The organism is Mucilaginibacter arboris, from assembly GCF_009754915.1.
Classification (GTDB): Bacteria; Bacteroidota; Bacteroidia; order Sphingobacteriales; family Sphingobacteriaceae; genus Mucilaginibacter_A; species Mucilaginibacter_A arboris.
Genome location: NZ_WPIK01000005.1, coordinates 38,512 through 57,250 on the forward strand (window position 1 = coordinate 38,512; position 18,739 = coordinate 57,250).

The 18,739-nt window shown below is 39.5% G+C and carries 18 protein-coding genes; 8 read left to right on the forward strand and 10 right to left on the reverse strand.

All coding sequences use genetic code 11. The features are described from left to right. Nucleotides 1-27: 27 nt before the first annotated feature. Together GO621_RS06430 and dnaG are read right to left on the reverse strand one after the other, a co-directional pair. Nucleotides 28-396: a YraN family protein gene (locus GO621_RS06430; protein WP_157565302.1), complete on the reverse strand. Its 369-nt coding sequence runs from the start codon at nt 394-396 to the stop codon at nt 28-30. Beyond that, nucleotides 396-2,309: a DNA primase gene (dnaG, locus tag GO621_RS06435; RefSeq protein ID WP_157565304.1), complete on the reverse strand. Its 1,914-nt coding sequence runs from the start codon at nt 2,307-2,309 to the stop codon at nt 396-398. The genes GO621_RS06430 and dnaG overlap by 1 nt, the downstream gene beginning before the upstream one ends. Before the next feature lie 179 nt (nt 2,310-2,488). On the opposite strand from dnaG, the gene asnS reads away from it, so the two are divergent. Both asnS and GO621_RS06445 read left to right on the forward strand, forming a co-directional pair. After that, nucleotides 2,489-3,937 carry an asparagine--tRNA ligase gene (asnS, locus tag GO621_RS06440; protein ID WP_157565305.1) on the forward strand — a complete coding sequence of 483 codons (1,449 nt, stop codon included), beginning with the start codon at nt 2,489-2,491 and terminating at the stop codon, nt 3,935-3,937. Between the two features lie 49 nt (nt 3,938-3,986). Then, entirely contained in the window at nt 3,987-4,511 is a 525-nt protein-coding gene (locus tag GO621_RS06445; RefSeq protein WP_157565307.1) for a GNAT family N-acetyltransferase, read from the forward strand. Between the two features lie 4 nt (nt 4,512-4,515). Here the strand turns inward: GO621_RS06445 and GO621_RS06450 are convergent, their stop codons facing one another. Then, on the reverse strand, nt 4,516-5,460 hold the full coding sequence (locus GO621_RS06450) for a hypothetical protein (RefSeq protein WP_157565309.1): 945 nt from the start codon (nt 5,458-5,460) through the stop codon (nt 4,516-4,518). A gap of 233 nt (nt 5,461-5,693) precedes the next feature. Here GO621_RS06450 and GO621_RS06455 point away from each other — a divergent pair, with 233 nt between their 5' ends. After that, nucleotides 5,694-6,011, forward strand: coding sequence for a hypothetical protein (locus GO621_RS06455; protein ID WP_157565310.1), 318 nt, complete (start codon nt 5,694-5,696; stop codon nt 6,009-6,011). 416 nt (nt 6,012-6,427) lie between these two features. Continuing rightward, entirely contained in the window at nt 6,428-6,859 is a 432-nt protein-coding gene (locus tag GO621_RS06460) for a hypothetical protein (protein ID WP_157565312.1), read from the forward strand. A 135-nt stretch (nt 6,860-6,994) separates the two neighbouring features. Here the strand turns inward: GO621_RS06460 and GO621_RS06465 are convergent, their stop codons facing one another. From GO621_RS06465 to secA, 3 genes are read right to left on the reverse strand one after another with little or no spacing between them, the layout of a single operon-like run. Further along, complete coding sequence (locus tag GO621_RS06465; RefSeq protein ID WP_157565313.1) at nt 6,995-8,179, reverse strand: M20 metallopeptidase family protein; 1,185 nt, start codon at nt 8,177-8,179, stop codon at nt 6,995-6,997. Further along, the gene (locus tag GO621_RS06470; protein WP_157565315.1) at nt 8,166-8,651 is read right to left on the reverse strand and encodes an SPOR domain-containing protein; all 486 of its coding nucleotides are present in this window, start codon (nt 8,649-8,651) and stop codon (nt 8,166-8,168) included. Before GO621_RS06470 ends, GO621_RS06465 begins: the two co-directional genes overlap by 14 nt. 21 nt (nt 8,652-8,672) lie before the next feature. Continuing rightward, a complete protein-coding gene (secA, locus tag GO621_RS06475; protein WP_157565672.1) occupies nt 8,673-11,981 on the reverse strand; it encodes a preprotein translocase subunit SecA in 3,309 nt (1,102 codons plus the stop codon). 671 nt (nt 11,982-12,652) lie between these two features. Between secA and GO621_RS19370 the strand changes: the two genes are divergently transcribed. The 4 genes from GO621_RS19370 to GO621_RS06495 all read left to right on the forward strand — a co-directional run bounded on the left by GO621_RS19370 (nt 12,653) and on the right by GO621_RS06495 (nt 14,910). After that, nucleotides 12,653-12,814 (forward strand): DUF433 domain-containing protein, encoded by a 162-nt coding sequence (locus GO621_RS19370; protein WP_157565316.1) that lies wholly within the window; start codon nt 12,653-12,655, stop codon nt 12,812-12,814. Between the two features lie 62 nt (nt 12,815-12,876). Further along, complete coding sequence (locus GO621_RS06485; RefSeq protein ID WP_198170155.1) at nt 12,877-13,218, forward strand: DUF5615 family PIN-like protein; 342 nt, start codon at nt 12,877-12,879, stop codon at nt 13,216-13,218. 48 nt (nt 13,219-13,266) lie between these two features. Beyond that, entirely contained in the window at nt 13,267-14,541 is a 1,275-nt protein-coding gene (gene purD / locus GO621_RS06490; RefSeq protein ID WP_157565318.1) for a phosphoribosylamine--glycine ligase, read from the forward strand. A gap of 24 nt (nt 14,542-14,565) precedes the next feature. Next, nucleotides 14,566-14,910, forward strand: coding sequence for a cupin domain-containing protein (locus tag GO621_RS06495; protein ID WP_157565320.1), 345 nt, complete (start codon nt 14,566-14,568; stop codon nt 14,908-14,910). 104 nt (nt 14,911-15,014) lie between these two features. On the opposite strand, the gene GO621_RS06500 is transcribed toward GO621_RS06495, so the two are convergent. The 4 genes from GO621_RS06500 to GO621_RS06515 form a co-directional block, all read right to left on the reverse strand. Continuing rightward, the gene (locus GO621_RS06500) at nt 15,015-16,130 is read right to left on the reverse strand and encodes a TlpA disulfide reductase family protein (RefSeq protein WP_157565321.1); all 1,116 of its coding nucleotides are present in this window, start codon (nt 16,128-16,130) and stop codon (nt 15,015-15,017) included. 184 nt (nt 16,131-16,314) lie between these two features. Continuing rightward, complete coding sequence (locus GO621_RS06505; protein ID WP_157565323.1) at nt 16,315-17,499, reverse strand: formimidoylglutamase; 1,185 nt, start codon at nt 17,497-17,499, stop codon at nt 16,315-16,317. 115 nt (nt 17,500-17,614) lie between these two features. Beyond that, nucleotides 17,615-18,154 carry a hypothetical protein gene (locus GO621_RS06510; RefSeq protein ID WP_157565325.1) on the reverse strand — a complete coding sequence of 180 codons (540 nt, stop codon included), beginning with the start codon at nt 18,152-18,154 and terminating at the stop codon, nt 17,615-17,617. Between the two features lie 147 nt (nt 18,155-18,301). Further along, nucleotides 18,302-18,601, reverse strand: a complete 300-nt coding sequence (locus tag GO621_RS06515) for a YXWGXW repeat-containing protein (RefSeq protein WP_157565674.1) — start codon at nt 18,599-18,601, stop codon at nt 18,302-18,304. Nucleotides 18,602-18,739: the final 138 nt, after the last annotated feature.

Consider the following 18,739-nt stretch of genomic DNA (forward strand, 5'->3'; position numbering starts at 1 on the left):
TTTAAATACTCCTGGTAATTTAATCAATCAATAAGGGTCAGGCCAGAAAGCATTCTGAATATGGTTTAAACGGTAATTACCTTGCTTATCAAACAAGATGGCAATAATATCAAAACGTGCTTCTCCGTTAAAATCCATCAGTTCTATAAATTCATCGGCTGCACTTACTAATAACGCTTGTTTTTCGGTATCTACAAAATCTTCTGGTTCACCAAAAGCGTTGCCTGTCCGCGTTTTTACTTCTACAAAAATGATGGTTTTATGCTGATAAGCAATCAAATCAACTTCTGCCTTGCCGAAACGCCAGTTCTGATCCAAAATTTCATAACCCGCACTTTCCAGATATTGTTTGGCCAGCTCCTCGCCTTTTCGACCTAAGTTATTGTGTTCTGCCATTATTTTAAAATAACAGAACCTAAAAAGTCGGAAATGTTTTTCTCTACTTTTTTCATGTGCTGATACTGGTTCAGCAAAATATCTACATCTGCTTCTTCGGTTGTTTTTTGAAGTTCCCGGCGGATACCTTCCAAAATCTGGTCAACTTTTCTCTTTTTAAGATGAAAAATGGCCCCCAGAATAGTAGCCTTCATATTATCCTGTTCGCCTGCCACCAGGATTTTGTGCATTTCGTACCAGTTTTCGCTCAAACTATAAGGCGTAGAAACCATAGAAACAGCCAGATCAGCAACGGAACGGTCAGGATGATGGATAAAAAAGGTCTCGTCTGGCAAGCGGCCATTTTCCAGTTCCTGCCGGTAAAGTTCAACCACATTCTTGCTTTCCGGGTTCTCAAATTCCACATCGCTTAATTCGGCAATCATAAACGGACCGATGTAAGTATTGGCAATGCCATCCCAATCGATCATTTTATTGCCATAAGTAATCAGCAATCGCACAATTTCTTTTTCCTGCGTGTCTTCTGCGGATACTGTTTTTACCGGTATATTTTCGGTAACCGACGTTTCTGAAACCGGTTTGTAAGCTGGCTGGTCCTGCTTTTTTGATTTTGCCAGCCGCATTTTGTTCAGCTCGGTCAGCAGCGAACGCTCATCCATTTGCAGCAGCAAACTGCATTCCTTTACAAAAACAGAAGCTTTGATCGAATCCGGAATTTTTGCGATGCTTTCTACGATTTCCCGGATTACCTCTGCTTTTTTGATCGGATCATTTCCGGCATCTTTCAGCAGTGTGCTTGTTTTATAGAGGATAAAATCTTTTTGATGCTGATCGATATAGGTTTTAAAAGCAGCCGTTCCAACTTTCCGTACAAAAGAATCCGGATCATGCCCATCCGGAAAAGTAACTACTTTTACGTTCAAACCTTCTTCCAAAATCAAATCCAAACCGCGTAATGCAGCTTTGATACCGGCCGCATCGCCATCATACAAAATGGTAATGTTTTTGGTGGAACGGCCAATCAAGCGGATTTGCTCAACCGTTAACGACGTTCCGGAAGATGCTACCACGTTTTCAATTCCCGCCTGGTACACAGAAATCACATCGGCATAACCTTCTACCAAATAACAATTATCGGTTTCGCGAATGGCTTTTTTAGCGAAGTATAAACCATAAAGGATGCTGGATTTATGGTAGATTTCTGATTCCGGCGAGTTGACATATTTTGGAACACTTTTGTCGTTCTTCAAAGTCCTTCCACCAAAACCAACTACACGGCCGGTAAAGCTGTGGATCGGGAACATTACGCGGCCGCGGTAACGGTCGTACAAAGTTCCGTTATCACGTTTTACCGATAAACCGCTTTCCAATAAAAATTCCTGCTGATAATTCTGCTTGATGGCCGCCGTACTAAACGCATCCCAATTATCCGGAGAGTAACCTAATTCAAACTTGCGGATAATATCTTCCCGAAATCCCCGCTCTTTAAAATAACTTAAACCGATGTTCTGGCCTTCGGCCGTTTCCAACAAACTCTCCTGAAAAAATTTGGCCGCAAAAGCAGAAACTACCATCAGGCTTTCGCGGCGGTTGTCTTCTTCTTTGTTTTCGGGCGTTTGCTGGTCTTCTTCTACCTCGATATTGTACTTTTTGGCGAGCCATTTCAGCGCTTCAGGATACGTGAATTTCTCGTGCTCCATCAAAAAAGTAACCGCAGAACCGCCAAGACCTGTAGAAAAATCCTTGAAAATACCTTTTACGGGAGAAACGGTGAAGGAAGGCGTTTTCTCATTGGCAAAAGGTGAAAGACCAACATAATTGGCACCACGTTTTTTCAACTGTACAAACTCGCCGATTACTTCGGCAATATCTGTTGCTTCAAAAATTTTATCTATCGTGGCTTTCTTGATCATCAAAAACAAAAATAAGGTTTTGGTTTGATACGACATTCCGCAGAAGCCGTTTTACACCTTAAACTATTGATGCTTCTTTTATCACCTGTTTTTAGGGTTTTTCAAAACCTCGTTATCAAATTCTAAATTATTCTGTTTGAATTAATCGTATTTTCGCCGCTCAAAAAAAGTATTTTAAGATGAGCCAACGAACAAAAATCAAGGCGCTTTTGCAAAGCGGGCAAACCGGATTTGAAACTACAGTAAAAGGCTGGGTGCGTACTTTCCGCAACAATCAGTTTATTGCTTTAAATGATGGCTCAACCAATAATAACCTGCAAATTGTTGTTGATTTTGAAAATACCGACCCGGCACTTTTAAAACGTTTGACAACCGGCGCAGCAATCAGCGTAACCGGACAAGTAGTTGCTTCGCTGGGAAAAGGACAAAAAGTAGAGGTAAAAGCAGCATCGATAGAAATCCTGGGCGATTCTGATCCGGAGAAATTTCCGCTTCAACCCAAAAAACACAGTCTGGAATTTCTGCGGGAAATTGCACATTTGCGTTTCCGTACCAATACTTTTGGCGCTGTTTTTAGGGTAAGGAATACGCTGGCTTTTGCCGTTCACCAGTTTTTTCAGGAACGCGGATTTGTTTACCTCAACACACCCATTATCACTGCTTCGGATGCGGAAGGTGCAGGCGAAACTTTCCACGTAACTAATTTCGATCTAAATAATATCCCCAAAACTGCTGAAGGAGAAGTTGATTACAAAGAAGATTTCTTCGGAAAAGCAACAAATTTAACCGTTTCCGGCCAGCTGGAAGGCGAACTGGGCGCTATGGCTTTAAGCGATATTTATACTTTCGGGCCAACTTTTCGTGCTGAAAATTCTAATACGACAAGACATTTAGCCGAGTTCTGGATGATCGAACCGGAAATGGCTTTTTATGATCTGGAAGATAATGCAAACCTGGCAGAAGAGTTGTTAAAATACGTGATAAAAGAAGCATTGGAAAAAAATGCAGAAGACCTGGAATTTTTAGCACAGCGTTTGGCCGAAGAAGAAAAGCAGAAACCGCAGCAGGAACGCTCGGAAATGACTTTGCTGGAAAAGCTGAAATTTTGTTTAGACAACGATTTTGAGCGCTTAACTTATACGGAAGCGATTGATATTTTGAAAAACTCTTCCCAAAATAAAAAGAAGAAATTTAATTATTTGATTGAAAGCTGGGGCGCAGATTTACAATCAGAGCACGAACGTTACCTGGTTGAAAAACACTTTAAAAAACCGGTGATCTTAACCGATTACCCGGCAGAAATTAAAGCTTTTTACATGCGCCAGAACGAGCCGGATGCTGAAGGAAGAAAAACAGTACGTGCAATGGATATTTTATTCCCGGGAATTGGCGAAATGGTTGGCGGCTCGCAACGTGAAGAACGTTTGGATAAACTGGAGCAGCGCATGGACGAAATGGGCATTCCAAAAGAAGAATTAGATTGGTATTTGGATACACGCAGGTTTGGTACTTGTCCGCACGCCGGTTTTGGTTTAGGTTTTGAACGATTGGTTCAATTTGTTACTGGTATGGGAAATATTCGTGATGTAATTCCTTTCCCTCGTTTTCCAAAAAATGCGGAGTTTTAAGGAAGGCGAAAGGTAAAGGGTTGAAAGGTTAAAGGCAGAAAAAATAAAAATGAACCCAGAAATCACCATCCAAAAAGTACAACCAGAAGAAGCGGCACAATTCGCAAAGTTTAGTGCTGATCTGTTTTCTGAAACTTTTGCGGAGTTCAACGATCCGAAGGATATGGAAAATTATCTTGCCGAGGCTTTCAACATAAATAAAATCGAGGAGGAATTAACTAACCCGCACACATACTGTTTTTATGCCAGTAAAAACAGTATGCCTATTGGCGGTATCAAATTCATTGTTGATACTGCCGATGCTTCTTTTACCGGTATAAAATCAGCAGAAATTTCAAGACTGTATGTTGCAAAAGCTTATCATAACCAAAAAATTGGTGCAATGTTAATGCAGTATGCAATTGATTGGGCTTTGCAAAATAAGACTGAAAAATTATGGCTGGGCGTTTGGGAAAAGAACCAGAAAGCAATTGATTTTTATCTGCAATGGGGATTTACAAAAACAGGAATTGTGGATTTTAAACTTGGAAATGATTTGCAGCAAGATTGGCTGATGGAAAAACAGTTGCGCTAATTTTTTACTTTTCTTCCTGATAATCTTTATGCAATACTAAAAAGCTGGCGCGTTCTTCTTTGTGAAAAGGAACATCCCAGTTTCCCTGATAGCTTATTTTTGTTGGCAATAGTTCGCCATCAAAACGGTTTAGTTCGATATCCATTTGTACATTAAAATCCATTACAAAGTTTTTAAATTTCATATCCACATATCTTCCTAAAATCTGAAAATTACGCCGGTCAAAAATTGTGGTTAATTCTTTGATCATCACGTCGTCTTTTTGCCCATCAAGTAAATCAGGACGCTGGATAACCTTAAAACGATAAACCGGAATTGAATCCAGATAAGTTCCCCTGGCAAATTCATAACGATACAAGTTCTTCATATCCGGAGAAAAAATCTCTGTTTTTTTGCTGATAAAAGGAATACCGCTGATTGGCCGTCCCGGACTAAAAATCAAAGTTTTTAATTTGTCTTTGTACGATTCATTTTTCCCGCCGGCATTAGGCGAACCTCCGCCTTTTACAAAATCAGAATTGTACGCATTCATAAAAATGTAATCGAACATTTCTACGGTATATAATTCATATTTTCCGTTATGCTTGTAAACCTGTCCACTGTCAAGCCTGGCTAAATATTGAATCTTGTGCTTTCCGGATACATTGCTATGGCTTAGTTTCCGGTAAATCTTACCTTCTACCTTATCGTTTTTGTTATAAGTATAAACCCTGTTTTCTGCGGTAAAAGCATATTTTTTCATGTTGCGGAAAGCTTCATAAAAGCTGGTATCGCGCAGGATCTGGTCAATAAAATCCTGTACATACAAGCCGCCTCTCGCACGAACGGTTGCAACTGCTGTATCTACTACAATTGTTTTTACGGTATCCGGGTTAAATCTTTTAATCTCTTGAGAAAAAGCGCAGGAGAACGAAACCAGTAGCAGGAACAGCGCGGCGGCTTTTTTCATAACTTAATTATTACGGCAAAAGTAAAGGATTAAAACACAGCAGCAAAACCAGCGGAATTATCAAAACGGATATAAATTGAAATGCAAAGGCAACTTTAACCAGTACCGTACGCAAAAACGGATATAAAAATTGCGTAAAAACACCTGTACAATTACAGTTTTATTACGATTAAAACAGCTCTCTTGATTGTAGAAATTTACACTCATAATCCACAAGGATTAACAGTGTAATTATGAAAAAAATATTATTTATCGTCCTGTTAAGTGCAGGAACAGTTGTACACGCACAACAACAAACAAAAGTTAATAACCCAATTAAAGGATGTTGGGTTGTAGAAAACAATGTTAGATCTCCGAAAAAACAAGTGGTTAAATTTTATAACGCCAATCTACAGTTGATCTACCAGGAAGATTATGACAGGAAAGTTTTAAACTATTCCAGGAAACACGTCCGGAAAATGCTTGACCGTGCTTTGCTTACTGTTTTAAATAGCCAGAACAGCTTTGACAAAACTGCCTCAATGGCAAACATCATCAGGCATCGTCATTAAACCACCCTAATTTTTTACCCTGTTAAATAATCATTTTTTGTCTTCCGATATCGATAATCTGATGAACATTTTATATGTTTTGGACCATGTAAAACTTTACATCGACGTCATGCTGTCGGTACGCTTTTTGAACTTTTTAAGAAGGCTTGCCCGTTTACTGATCACGTAAAAACACGGTATGCTATTTACAACCTATTTTTATCAACTTTTTATTTGAATAAAAGCCAGAAAACATCTGCTTTTAAAAAGATGGACGGCACTTTCTTTTATACAAAACGCCGCAATACTTACCTTTTTATTTACCGTAATAACACGTTTCTAAAACAAGCTTTTTAACGGTTTCCCACCTTTACAAGTTGGAATAAATTTGATAAGAATAACAATCCAATTATCAATTTATTTAAAATCCAATTATCATGAAAACCATTAAAATTTTCTCACTTACTTTAAGCTTGCTTTTTTTATTAACAAATGTTAAAGCAGGCAAACCTCATCCTCATGCCATGTATTCTGTGAAGTTTTCCATCACTGCATTTATTGATGCGGATACCCGCGGCATTTGCGATGGCCTTACAGATATTATTGCCGATAATGCAAAGTTTAGTATAATTCGTGGCGATGACATGTGGAGTTTTAACAAAAAACAGCTTGTTGATCACATGGAAAGCATGAGCGGCATAAAGCAAAATTGCACAACAAGTTGGAATATTGTAGAATCTTTTAACAGCTATGTTTTGATAAAAGTAAAAATGAAATATCCAACATTTTCACGTTATAATTATGTGACGATGAATGAATGCAGCGACGGATGGAAAATCACAAACATATCAAGTATTTTTATCCAGTGAAACAACTTTTGCCATTTCGGCCCCAGGGAGAAATCTTCATCAAGAAAGATTAACTTGTAAAGATCAAAGAAGATTTCTCCCTTCACTTTTAATTAACAATCACAACAATTTTATACTTGTAAAAGAAGCATCGGTTTAATTGCCCAATTGCTTTACGGCTAAATAAGCCATTAAACCCGTACTCAATTCTAACGCACTTTCATCAATATCAAAAGTTGGCGTATGCACGGAAGAAGTAATACCACGTTCTTCGTTCCTTGTTCCTAAACGATAAAAACAAGCATCGGCAACTTGCGAATAATAAGCAAAATCTTCGGCAGCCATCCAGATATCCAGGTCTTCCACGTTTTCTTTTCCCAGGTAATCTTCTGCAAAACCACGAACGCTGGCTGTTAGTTTTTCTTCATTGATTAAAAAAGGATAACCTTTTCTAATCTCAAAATCGCAGCTTCCGCCCATACTTTCGGCCATGCCTTCCGCCATTTTTTTCATCCGGATATGCGCTTCTGCACGCCAGTTTTCATCCATCGTGCGGAACGTTCCTTCCAGATAAACTTCATTGGGAATAACGTTTGTTGCCCCGTTTGCAATTACTTTTCCAAAAGACAAAACAGAAGGTGATTTTGGATCAGCAAAACGGCTAACAACCTGTTGTAATGCCGTTAAAATATGTGCAGTGATAATTACCGGATCAATATTCTGTTGCGGCTGAGCGCCGTGGCCGCCTTTTCCTTTTACGGTTACATAAATTTCATCCGTAGAAGCCATGTATTTCCCGGCACGAAAACCTACTTTTCCGGCATTTATCAAAGGCATTACATGCTGCCCGATCACGGCTTGCGGTTTCGGGTTTTCCAGAACGCCTTCTTTAATCATTAGGCTTGCTCCGCCGGGAAGTTTTTCTTCTGCCGGCTGAAAAATAAACTTTACCGTTCCGCCAAATTCTGCTTTTAACTGATTTAGAATATTAACCGTTCCTAATAACGATGAAGTATGAACATCATGGCCGCAAGCGTGCATTACTCCCGGATTTTTTGATTTGTACGGAACATTATTCGCTTCGGTAATGGGCAATGCGTCCATATCTCCGCGTAAAGCAACTACCTGCTCAGAAGGCTTATCACCTTTTAACAAAGCTACTAAGCCGTTTCCCGCCATTCTTTCATAAGAAATTCCAAGTTTATCCAATTTAGAAGCAACAAATGCACGTGTATTTTCTTCGTGAAAAGAAAGTTCAGGATTTTCGTGGAGATATCTTCGGTTTGCAATTACTTCCTGATGGATGTTTTTTGCAAGCTCCTGTATTTTAGTTTTTATCATCGGTGGTATCCAGTTTTGAGGGATTGATTTTCTCTGAAACAAGAAACAATGTTGGGAACTGCGGACGTAAATCGCGCATTAGTTTTTGTGCTTCCAGCCTTGTCCGGAAATCTCCTGCCTTGATCTTATAATTTGGTTCCTGGTAAATAATGTAAGTCCTTAAATCAGGATGCATTTGGTTAAACTCGGCTTGTTTAGCGTAAATTTCCTTACGGTCTGAGCTGATAAAAAACTGAACGCGATAACCCCATCCGGAACCGCTTCCTATTTTTCCTGAGGCAGATTTATCCGTTAATAAACGATGTGCAATTAAGGTATCAATCCTCGGGTCTTTAATTACTTCAACTTCACCACGGGTTTGTGCAAACGAAAAAGAAATACCTGTTAAAAAAAACACTGCTAAAAGAAGCATCCGGGCTGGTAAACCTGTCCGGATGCTTCTTTTATTAACTAAATCTTGATAGATACTCATGTTATTTTGACTGACACTTGTTTAGGCAGTTCCAATACCATGGCAGTTTTTATATTTTTTGCCGCTTCCGCAAGGGCAAGGATCATTACGGCCAATCTTTGGCTCTACTTTTACCGGCGTTGGTTTTTGTAATTCACGCGTATCTTCATCTGGCACACCATTCGTTTCGTGTACTAATTGCGGTTTAGTGGTACGCATCTGGCGTAAATCCATTTTAGGTTCCGGCCTTGCTTCGCGGATTTCTTCCGGCTGCTGTTGTACCGGAATGCCTCCTTTAAATAAGAAACTAACAATCTCTTTATTTACGTTGGATAGCATCTGGCGGAACAACTCAAAAGCCTCGAACTTGTAAACCAATAATGGGTCTTTTTGCTCGTAAACTGCATTTTGTACAGATTGCTTCAGCTCGTCCATTTCACGCAGATGCTCTTTCCAGGCATCATCAATAAAAGTAAGCACTACGTTTTTCTCGAAAGATTTAACCACTTCGTGGCCTTCGTTTTCTACCGCTTTTTGCAAAGGAACAGCAACCTGGATGCCATGAACACCATCAGTAAACGGAACAATGATATTTTCGATCATGTTGCCGCGGGTATCAAAAACATCTTTTAAAACCGGATATGCCTGTTTTGCAATTGCTTCTGATTTCCGTTTGTAGTAATCCGTAATTTCATGGAAAGCTGTTTCTACCAGAACCTGGTTTGTTTTAGATGCAAATTCATCATGCGTAATAGCAGTATCTACAGAAAACAAACGAATCATTTCTAACTGAAAACCTTCAAAGTTGTTTGCGTCTTTAAATTCGGTAACTACATCTTCTGCAACATCAAAAATGGTATTGTTTAAATCAACGTCTAAACGTTCGCCAAACAAAGCGTTTTTACGGCGCGTGTAAATTACAGTACGCTGCGAGTTCATCACGTCATCATATTCCAGCAAACGCTTACGGATGCCAAAGTTGTTTTCTTCCACTTTTTTCTGTGCACGTTCGATAGATTTAGTGATCATGGAATGCTGGATCACTTCTCCATCTTCAATTCCCATCCGAACCATCAAACCCGAAATACGTTCGGACCCAAACAACCGCATCAGGTCATCTTCTAACGAAACGAAGAACTGGGAAGAACCCGGATCGCCCTGACGACCAGAACGGCCACGTAACTGACGGTCAACCCGACGGGATTCATGCCGTTCTGTACCCACAATAGCCAAACCGCCAACTTCTTTTACGCCTTCGCCTAATTTAATATCTGTACCACGGCCAGCCATATTGGTAGCAATGGTTACCGTGCTTGCTTTACCGGCTTCGGCTACAATATCTGCTTCTTTCTGGTGCATTTTCGCATTCAGAACGTTGTGTTTGATGCCTCGCAGTTTCAGCATCCGGCTTAATAATTCTGAAATTTCTACCGAAGTTGTACCAACCAGAACCGGACGGCCTGCTTTTGTTAAAGCTACAATTTCATCGGCAACAGCATTATATTTTTCGCGGATGGTACGGTAAACCAAATCCTGGCGGTCTTCGCGGCTTGCAGGTGTATTGGTTGGAATTTCAACTACATCCAGTTTGTAAATTTCCCAGAACTCACCTGCTTCTGTTACGGCCGTACCCGTCATGCCGCAAAGTTTGTGGTACATGCGGAAGTAATTTTGCAAAGTAACCGTAGCAAAAGTTTGTGAAGCATCTTCTACTTTCACATTTTCTTTAGCTTCGATTGCTTGGTGCAAACCATCAGAATAACGGCGGCCATCCAAAACACGGCCGGTTTGTTCATCCACAATTTTTACTTTGCCGTCATCCAGAATATATTCGGTATCCCGTTCAAACAAAGTATAAGCTTTTAACAATTGGTTAACGGAGTGGATACGCTCTGATTTAATCGAAAAATCGCGCATCAGCTCGTCTTTTTTAGCTACTTTTTCTTCGGAAGATAAACTTGATTTTTCAATCTCGGCAACTTCTGTTCCTACGTCTGGCATTACAAAGAAATGTGGGTCTTCTCCGGAAGTGGTGATCAGTTCAATACCTTTTTCAGTCAGTTCTACTTGGTTGTTTTTTTCATCGATTACAAAAAACAGTTCGGCATCAACTTTAGGCATTTCCTTGTTCTGGTCCTGCATGTAATAGTTTTCAGTTTTGTTGAGTACTTGTTTGATGCCACTCTCACTCAAAAACTTAATCAATGCTTTATTTTTTGGTAAACCACGATGCGCGCGCAATAAAGCTAAACCCCCTTCATCGACACCTGATTTATTCTCTGCAATTTGCTTTTTTGCTTCGTTTAATTTTGTGGTGATATAACTTTTCTGTGCATTTACCAAACGTTCGATACGCGGTTTCAAATCATAAAACTCATGCTCATCACCACGCGGAACCGGACCGGAAATGATCAAAGGCGTACGGGCATCGTCAATTAAAACTGAATCAACCTCATCCACCATTGCGTAATGCAATTTGCGTTGTACTAATTCTTCCGGACTGCGTGTCATATTGTCACGCAGGTAATCAAAACCAAACTCGTTATTGGTACCGAAAGTAATATCTGCTAAATAAGCATTCCTGCGTTCTTCTGAATTTGGTTCGTGCCTGTCAATACAATCAACCGATAAACCATGAAACTCGTACAATGGCCCCATCCATTCGCTATCCCGACGGGCCAAATAATCATTTACGGTAACAATATGTACACCTTGTCCGGCCAAAGCATTTAAGTAAGCAGGCAAAGTAGCAACTAAGGTTTTACCTTCACCCGTTGCCATTTCTGCAATTTTTCCCTGATGCAAAACGATACCGCCAATCAACTGAACATCATAATGTACCATATTCCAGGTAACTTCGTTTCCGGCAGCAATCCAGGTATTATGGTGGATCGCTTTATTGCCAGAAATCAGCACATTCTTTTTATAAGCAGCCAGTTCACGGTCAAAGTCCGTAGCGGTAACTTCTAACGTCTTGTTATTGGCTAAACGCTTTGCCGTTTCTTTAACTACCGCAAAAGCTTCAGGCAAAATCTCCATCAGGATAGCTTCCAGCTCTGTATTGCGGTCTTTTTCCAGCTTATCAATTTCCGTGTAAAGTTCTACTTTGCGGTTAACTTCTAAGGTTTGGTCATTCTCTACCTCATCTTTTGCAGCTTGTATTTGTGCATCTGTTTTTTCTAAACCAGCTTTAATACGCGCTTTAAAATCAAGCGTTTTTGCACGCAGCTCATCATTACTGATCTGATCCAGCTTTGAAAATTCTGCTTTTATTTTTTCTACTAAAGGTTGTACACCTTTAACGTCTCTCTCCGATTTATTTCCGAAAAGTTTACTGATAAATCCCAACATGTTGTAATCTCTAAGATAAAATACTCCGTTTGCAACAATTACGCCAACGGTAACCGAAGCCATAATGGCAGGTAAAAATACGGATTTCGATTGAAAAACCGTATTTACTATAGAATAGCTTTAGAGAAAACAGAAAATACTTCTTTTGTTACTTATTATTGCAGGCCCTGTTTAACATTTATCCCAGGAAAATCCTGATGCTTCTTTTATCGCATCAAAATGGAAGTTTATCCGTTGCTGCCGTACAAAAGGCAATGGCGTTGCCAATTTTTAGGTGATAAAAGAAGCATCGCCAATAAAATAAAGGGAACCAAGTTTAAACAGCTTCTTAAGGAAAAAGAACAATTGCTTTTTTCTTGTGCGTTCTTTTGCTTGATCAAAAGAACCAAAAATCAAGAATGCCGGATCGCCTCCGGGCGGCATTCAGCCCTGCGCGCCTGGGTGGCTACCTTTCTGGCGCCATACTGATTAGCGCCGTACGGATTGATCCTGATGCTTCTTTTACCGCATAAAAATGGGTGTTTGTCCTTGCTTTCGTACAAAAAGCCTTAAAGATTTTTAGGTGATAAAAGAAGCATATCAAACATCCCGAACAGCATTTAAACAGCCTTTACTTTCAATCAAAAGTGTAAAAACGAATCGTTAAGAAGCATATTGTTATATTTGTGATTATGGAAAAGCTATCAGATTTTATTAGCGTTGACCCCAATATCCAGTTTGGAAAACCAGTGTTTAAAGGAACGCGTGTACCTGTTCAAAGCTTATTTTGGCATTTGCAGGAAGGAATTTCTATTCATGATTTTTTGGGAAGATTTTTCAAGTGTGAGTTTTGAGCAGGCACAACGGGTAATTGCATGGGGCGCAAAACATTTTGAACTACCTGAAAGCGTTTTGGATGAAACTATTATTGGATGAAAACCTTCCCGTTAAGTTAAAATACCGCTTTATTGATCGTGGTTTTGATGTAAAAACCATTAAAGATATGCAGTGGCCGGGAAAGCAAAACGGTGAATTGCTGAAGCTAATACTTGAGCATAATTTTACTGCTTTAATTACGATTGATAATAACTTATCTTCTCAGCAAAACTTTAAGAATTATTCATTGAAAGTTGTTGTACTTATTGCACCTACTAACACTTATCCCAGAATCATGGATTTTTTTGATGCAATTGTCGATAAAATTCATGAAGATTTTACTGTTCCGCAAAGTGTTGTTCATCCAAAGTATAAATTGTAGCAGCAACAAAATGGCATAATTTCTAACAGCAAATTCTATCTTTGGCACATGAATATCCTGCTTCTTGGTTCAGGCGGAAGAGAAAGTGCTTTTGCCTGGAAGTTATCCCAAAGTCCAAAATGTGAGTCTTTATTTATTGCGCCAGGCAATGCCGGGACCGGAATTTATGGGCAAAACGTTAACCTCAACGTAACAGACTTTGAAGGGATCAAAAATTTGGTGCTTAAAAACAGTATTGATTTAGTTTTGGTTGGACCGGAAGAACCTCTGGTAAAAGGTATTCATGATTTTTTTCTGGAAGATGAATTCCTGAAACATATTCCTGTTATCGGCCCGCAAAAAGCAGCCGCACAATTAGAAGGAAGCAAAGATTTTTCCAAAGAATTTATGTTTAAAAACAGCATTCCAACCGCTGCTTCCAAAACGTTTACTTTAGAAACTTTAGAAGAAGGCCGCGCCTATTTAGCAACACACGGATTGCCAATTGTGTTAAAAGCGGATGGCTTAGCGGCCGGAAAAGGCGTTTTAATTTGTACCAGTTGGGATGAAGCACAAGAAGAATTTACATCAATGTTACGCGATGCGAAGTTTGGCGCAGCAAGTTCTAAAGTTGTAGTCGAGCAATTTTTGCAAGGCATTGAACTTTCTGTTTTTGTATTGACGGACGGAAAAAACTATAAAATTTTACCGGAGGCCAAAGATTACAAACGCATTGGCGAAGGCGATACCGGTTTAAATACCGGCGGCATGGGTTCTGTTTCGCCCGTCCCGTTTGCTGATGCTGCTTTTATGGCTAAAGTTGAAGAAAGAATTGTTATTCCAACTATAGAAGGTTTAAAGCGAGAAAACATTCCTTATAAAGGTTTCATTTTTATTGGCCTGATGAATTGTGGCGGCGAACCTTATGTCATCGAATACAACTGCCGCATGGGCGATCCGGAAACAGAAAGTGTTTTGCCCCGGATTGAAAATGATCTGGTAGAAGTTTTACAAGCCGTTGCAGATGAAAAACTGGATGAAATCAACCTTAAAATTTCTGATCAGTTTGCGGCTACTGTAGTTTGCGTTGCTGCCGGTTATCCCGGAGAATATGTTAAAGATAAAGTGATTACCGGTATTGAAAATGTTCGCGGTTCTTTTGTTTTTCATGCGGGAACCAAACTGGAAAACGAAGAAGTTAAAACTTCCGGCGGACGGGTTTTAGCGGTAACCAGTTTACAAGATACTTTATTTGATGCCTTGCAACAAGCCACTTTAGATGCTGCAAGAATTTACTGGGACGGACGGGTTTTTAGAAAAGATATTGGCTTCGACCTGATTTAATCATTTTTACCTGATAAAAGAAGCATGAAGAACCACAGCGATATTTTTATAAGAGATGACGGGCAAAGCTGGGACCATACCGATCCGGGTGTTAAAAGAAAAATTCTGGCTTACAATGAAGATTTAATGCTGGTAAAAGTAGCCTTTGAAACTGGCGCAATTGGAACAGCTCATCAACATATTCACACACAAACCACTTGTTTATTAAGTGGAAAGTTTGAAGTTACTATCGACGGAAAAACAGAAATTTTAAATGCCGGTGATAGCTTTTACGTTCCTCCGGTAAGTATGCACGGCGTGGTTTGTTTGGAGGAAGGTATTTTGCTGGATGCTTTTAATCCTCGAAGAGAAGATTTTTTGAAAGATTGAAAATATGTTATCGGCAAAAGTGCTTCTACTGAAAACCCAAATTTAAGCTGATAAAAGAAGCATCAGGTTATTAAACCTGATGCTTCTTTTATCAGCTGTTTTTCTTACTTCAGCAATTTTGCCAGCGTTTGCTCCAGGTCATCGCCCCGCAAATCTTTAGCAATAATTTTTCCGCTTGGATCAACCAAAAAATTTCCCGGAATAGAATGCACGCCGTATAAAGCTGCTACTTCATTGTCCCAAAATTTAAGGTCAGAAACATGGTTCCAAGTTAAGCCATCAGCTTTAATAGCTTGTAACCAGGCATCTTTTCCGTTTGGACGATCTAAAGAAACGCCTAAAACCGTAAAATTTTTGTTTTTATACTGATTGTAAACCTTTACCACATTCGGGTTTTCCTGCCGACAAGGTCCACACCAGGAAGCCCAGAAATCAATCAACACATATTTTCCTTTAAAAGAAGACAAAGAAACAGGTTTGCCGGAAGGGTCGTTTTGTGTAAAATTGGGCGCAACAGAACCTATAGACGTGGATTTTAACTGATCCAGCACTACTTTATAGTTTTTGCCGTTTTCGCTGGTTTGTACGGCTGGCGACAGGCTGCTAAATAAAGGGATTACTTCATTATAATCAGGCGAAGGCCCGCCAAAAGAACGTAAAGCATCCATACTAACAAAGGATGACGGGTTTTGCTGGATATACTTTTTCAGGATGCTTTTTTGCTCGGCCTGCAATTCTTTAAACTTATCGGCCAGTTTCGGGCGGTCTGCTTCTGTGGCCTTTTGGTATTCGTTGTTCAAAATTACGGCTTTGTCCATTACCGGTTTTATAGCGGCTGCCAGCTTTGCATTATCTTCATTTAATTTAGAACCGGTAATTTTAGCTTTTTTTACAGAATCTGTTCCATTAATCAAAATGCTGCCGTTTTCCAGATACATGGTTAATACATCCGCGCCAGGTCCTAAATTGTTAATCCCAATCCCAGAATGGTCAAGCAGTAATAATGCCTGCGTTGGTTCGGCTAAACTGCCTTTAAATTCAAAAATACCATCAATTAAGGCAACAGAATCAACCGAATTTTGTCCGTTTACGCGGCGCAGTAAATAAGCTTTTGCAGGCGGTTCCAGCTTTCCTACCTTACCTTTTACATCGTAATTTCCTGTTTGTGCATTAGCCAGCAAAGGCAAAGAAGCCAGCATTAAAAACAAAATTTTCTTCATGTTATATTTTATGTTGATAAAAGAAGCACTGTTATAAAGTTTAAAAGACGAAAAGGCCGGAAGCCGGAAAGTAAAAACAAACTTAAAACAAGCATCCAAACTCTCTGACTTAACCATTTTCAAACTAAAATCATCCATCTATTTTTAGGTGATAAAAGAAGCATCTCACTTATTTTATAAATCATTAAATCAGTTTTTGATAAGTGCGCCACCATAAATCTGGCATTTCGCCTGATACAGCCAGCAAGTAATCATCGTAATGACAAGGTACCCAATGAAAGCGTTCATTTTTAGATCCTGCTGTTGGATACGGAATTTGCATCCACCAACGCTCAGACTTTTTACTTTTTACAAAAACCAATTCGTGCTCTTTATGCTTTAAACTCGTTTTATAGATCAAATATTGTGATTTAGGATGCAAGGGGAAATCTTTTTTCCGGTTGTAAAAGCCATCAATAAAATACCAGATCATTTGCGATAGCAATGCCGCTGTTTGTCCGTTGCTATCATAAGCCGGGTTAAATTCATAAAAACCAATCGAACTTAATTTATCATTAAAACCGGCATAACGGCAAATCTGGCAGGCATCTTCTCCATAAAAACCATTTGGAACAGCGTTAAAATTAGCTTGTGCATCGGATGAACGGATAGCGCCAATATCAAAACTAATCATGCTGGCATTGCGGATTATTGGTTCTGCTAATTGTATTTTCCCGGTTAAAGAACCTAAACGATGGGCATCAAAAAACAGCTTGTCCATCATCAGCAACCGTTCCTGGTTTACAAAATACGTTTGATACCCGAGATTGCTGTAATTGAACAGCATATCCGGTTCGTGCATAAATATTTTGTTGAGGTAAGCGGATGAAGTCGTTTCAATACTATCTGGAAAAGTATCATCTTCCATATCCAAATGTGCATCAACAATTACCAGATCAACTTTTTGTTCCAGCACTTCATAAGCCAAATATTGAGCATAAGTTAAATCCTGGCTGCCGCCGATAATAATTGGCAGAATATCCATTTTAATTAATTCTGCAACAACAGTTTTTAGGGCGATGTAAGTATCCGTTACACTTTCTCCGCGGCGGATATTTCCTAAATCTACAATATGTGTTTTGTAACCGCCCTCGTACAACTGGTACAGCTTTTCGCGTACATAATCCGGCCCTAATGCACAACCACTATTTCCATCGGCATTGCGGTCCTCCTGCACACCAATGATGGCCAAATCCGGTTTCTGGTTTTCCAGGTCAGGAAAATGATCGGTAAAAACAGCAATACAAGTGCCCAGCCGGCCTTTTATTGCATCATTTTCGGTCAGCAAACGTGCGGCATCAACAGGCGTAAAAAAATCAATTAAAGACATTTAAGCAGCTTAATTCTGGTCAAATATCTGTTATTTCTTATAAAGTATTCAATTTTATGCTGGTAAAAGAAGTACCGGTGAGTTTATTTAACTGCAGATCATGCTGTTTATTGAGCTATTTAACCGCAACAGATTTAGTTTTGAAAACAATATCATTATTTTCAAAAGCACTGTACGTAATTTTAACAAAGCCTTTTTTGGCAGGGTCTTTTACAATTGGTTTTAAATTGGCTTCCCACTGGTTGCAATGTGTGCTAATTGGCTGAACGGCCATCTCCCAAAAACCGTGTTTAAAAGTATAAACATCAAAGGCATTCCAGCAACCGTTAAACCATTCATGCAAAACGCCAACCTCATCTTTCCCATCGTTGTTCAAGTCGCCTAAATTATACAGTGTGCCGCCAATAGCGCCTTTTACTTTTATAGTTGGAATTTTAGGGTCGGCAAATTTCAGGACAACCGCACAGCCGCCTATACAATCCATTTTAGCAGAATCTATTTTAGGAAGAATTAACCAAACCAATTGCTGCTTACGTTTTATGGTGAAGCTTCCTTTAAGTTTAGGCTGAGGGTTTGGCTTAGGCTGATAATTTAAGCCCAGGCTGGCCCAAGCTATATTTGCCAAAATAAAAAGTTGTATTTTAGGGATCAGCATGTTTAATACTTTTTCTTAAAAAACTCGTTTTCAGTCAATGGGCGTAAAAAAATCAACCCTAAACACCTTCAAGCAAAATAGCAATGCCCGGATAGCTCTTATTTATTGCTGAGCGGCCAACTTTTATGCGGTAAAAACAGCATCAAATTATTTCCAGTGGCCTTGCACCCATATATAGCCTTTTGGCACATGGCGCCAATGCCCTTTAACATAAAAAGCTTTATCTCTGGGCGGCGTTTCCCAGTGCCCACCTTCCCAAACGTAACCTTTCGGATCGCGCTTCCATTCGTCGCTTACCCAAGCATGTTTTGACGAAGGTGCTGGCGGACGAACAGCAACTGCCTGCGGCGTAACTGGTTTTTTACGAACAATAATTTGTGCATTTACCGCTACCGTTGCTGCAAAAACGAATATCGATAACGCTACTGATTTTAAGACCGTTTTCATTGTTTCAAAATTATCAAACAGAAAACCAATTATTTAGCCACGTTGTTTGGTTGCTGCGTGCGCTAAAATTATATTGTCGCCTAAACAATAAAAAACTATCGGTTTAAAAATAACACTAATTCAATTTAACGCCCATCT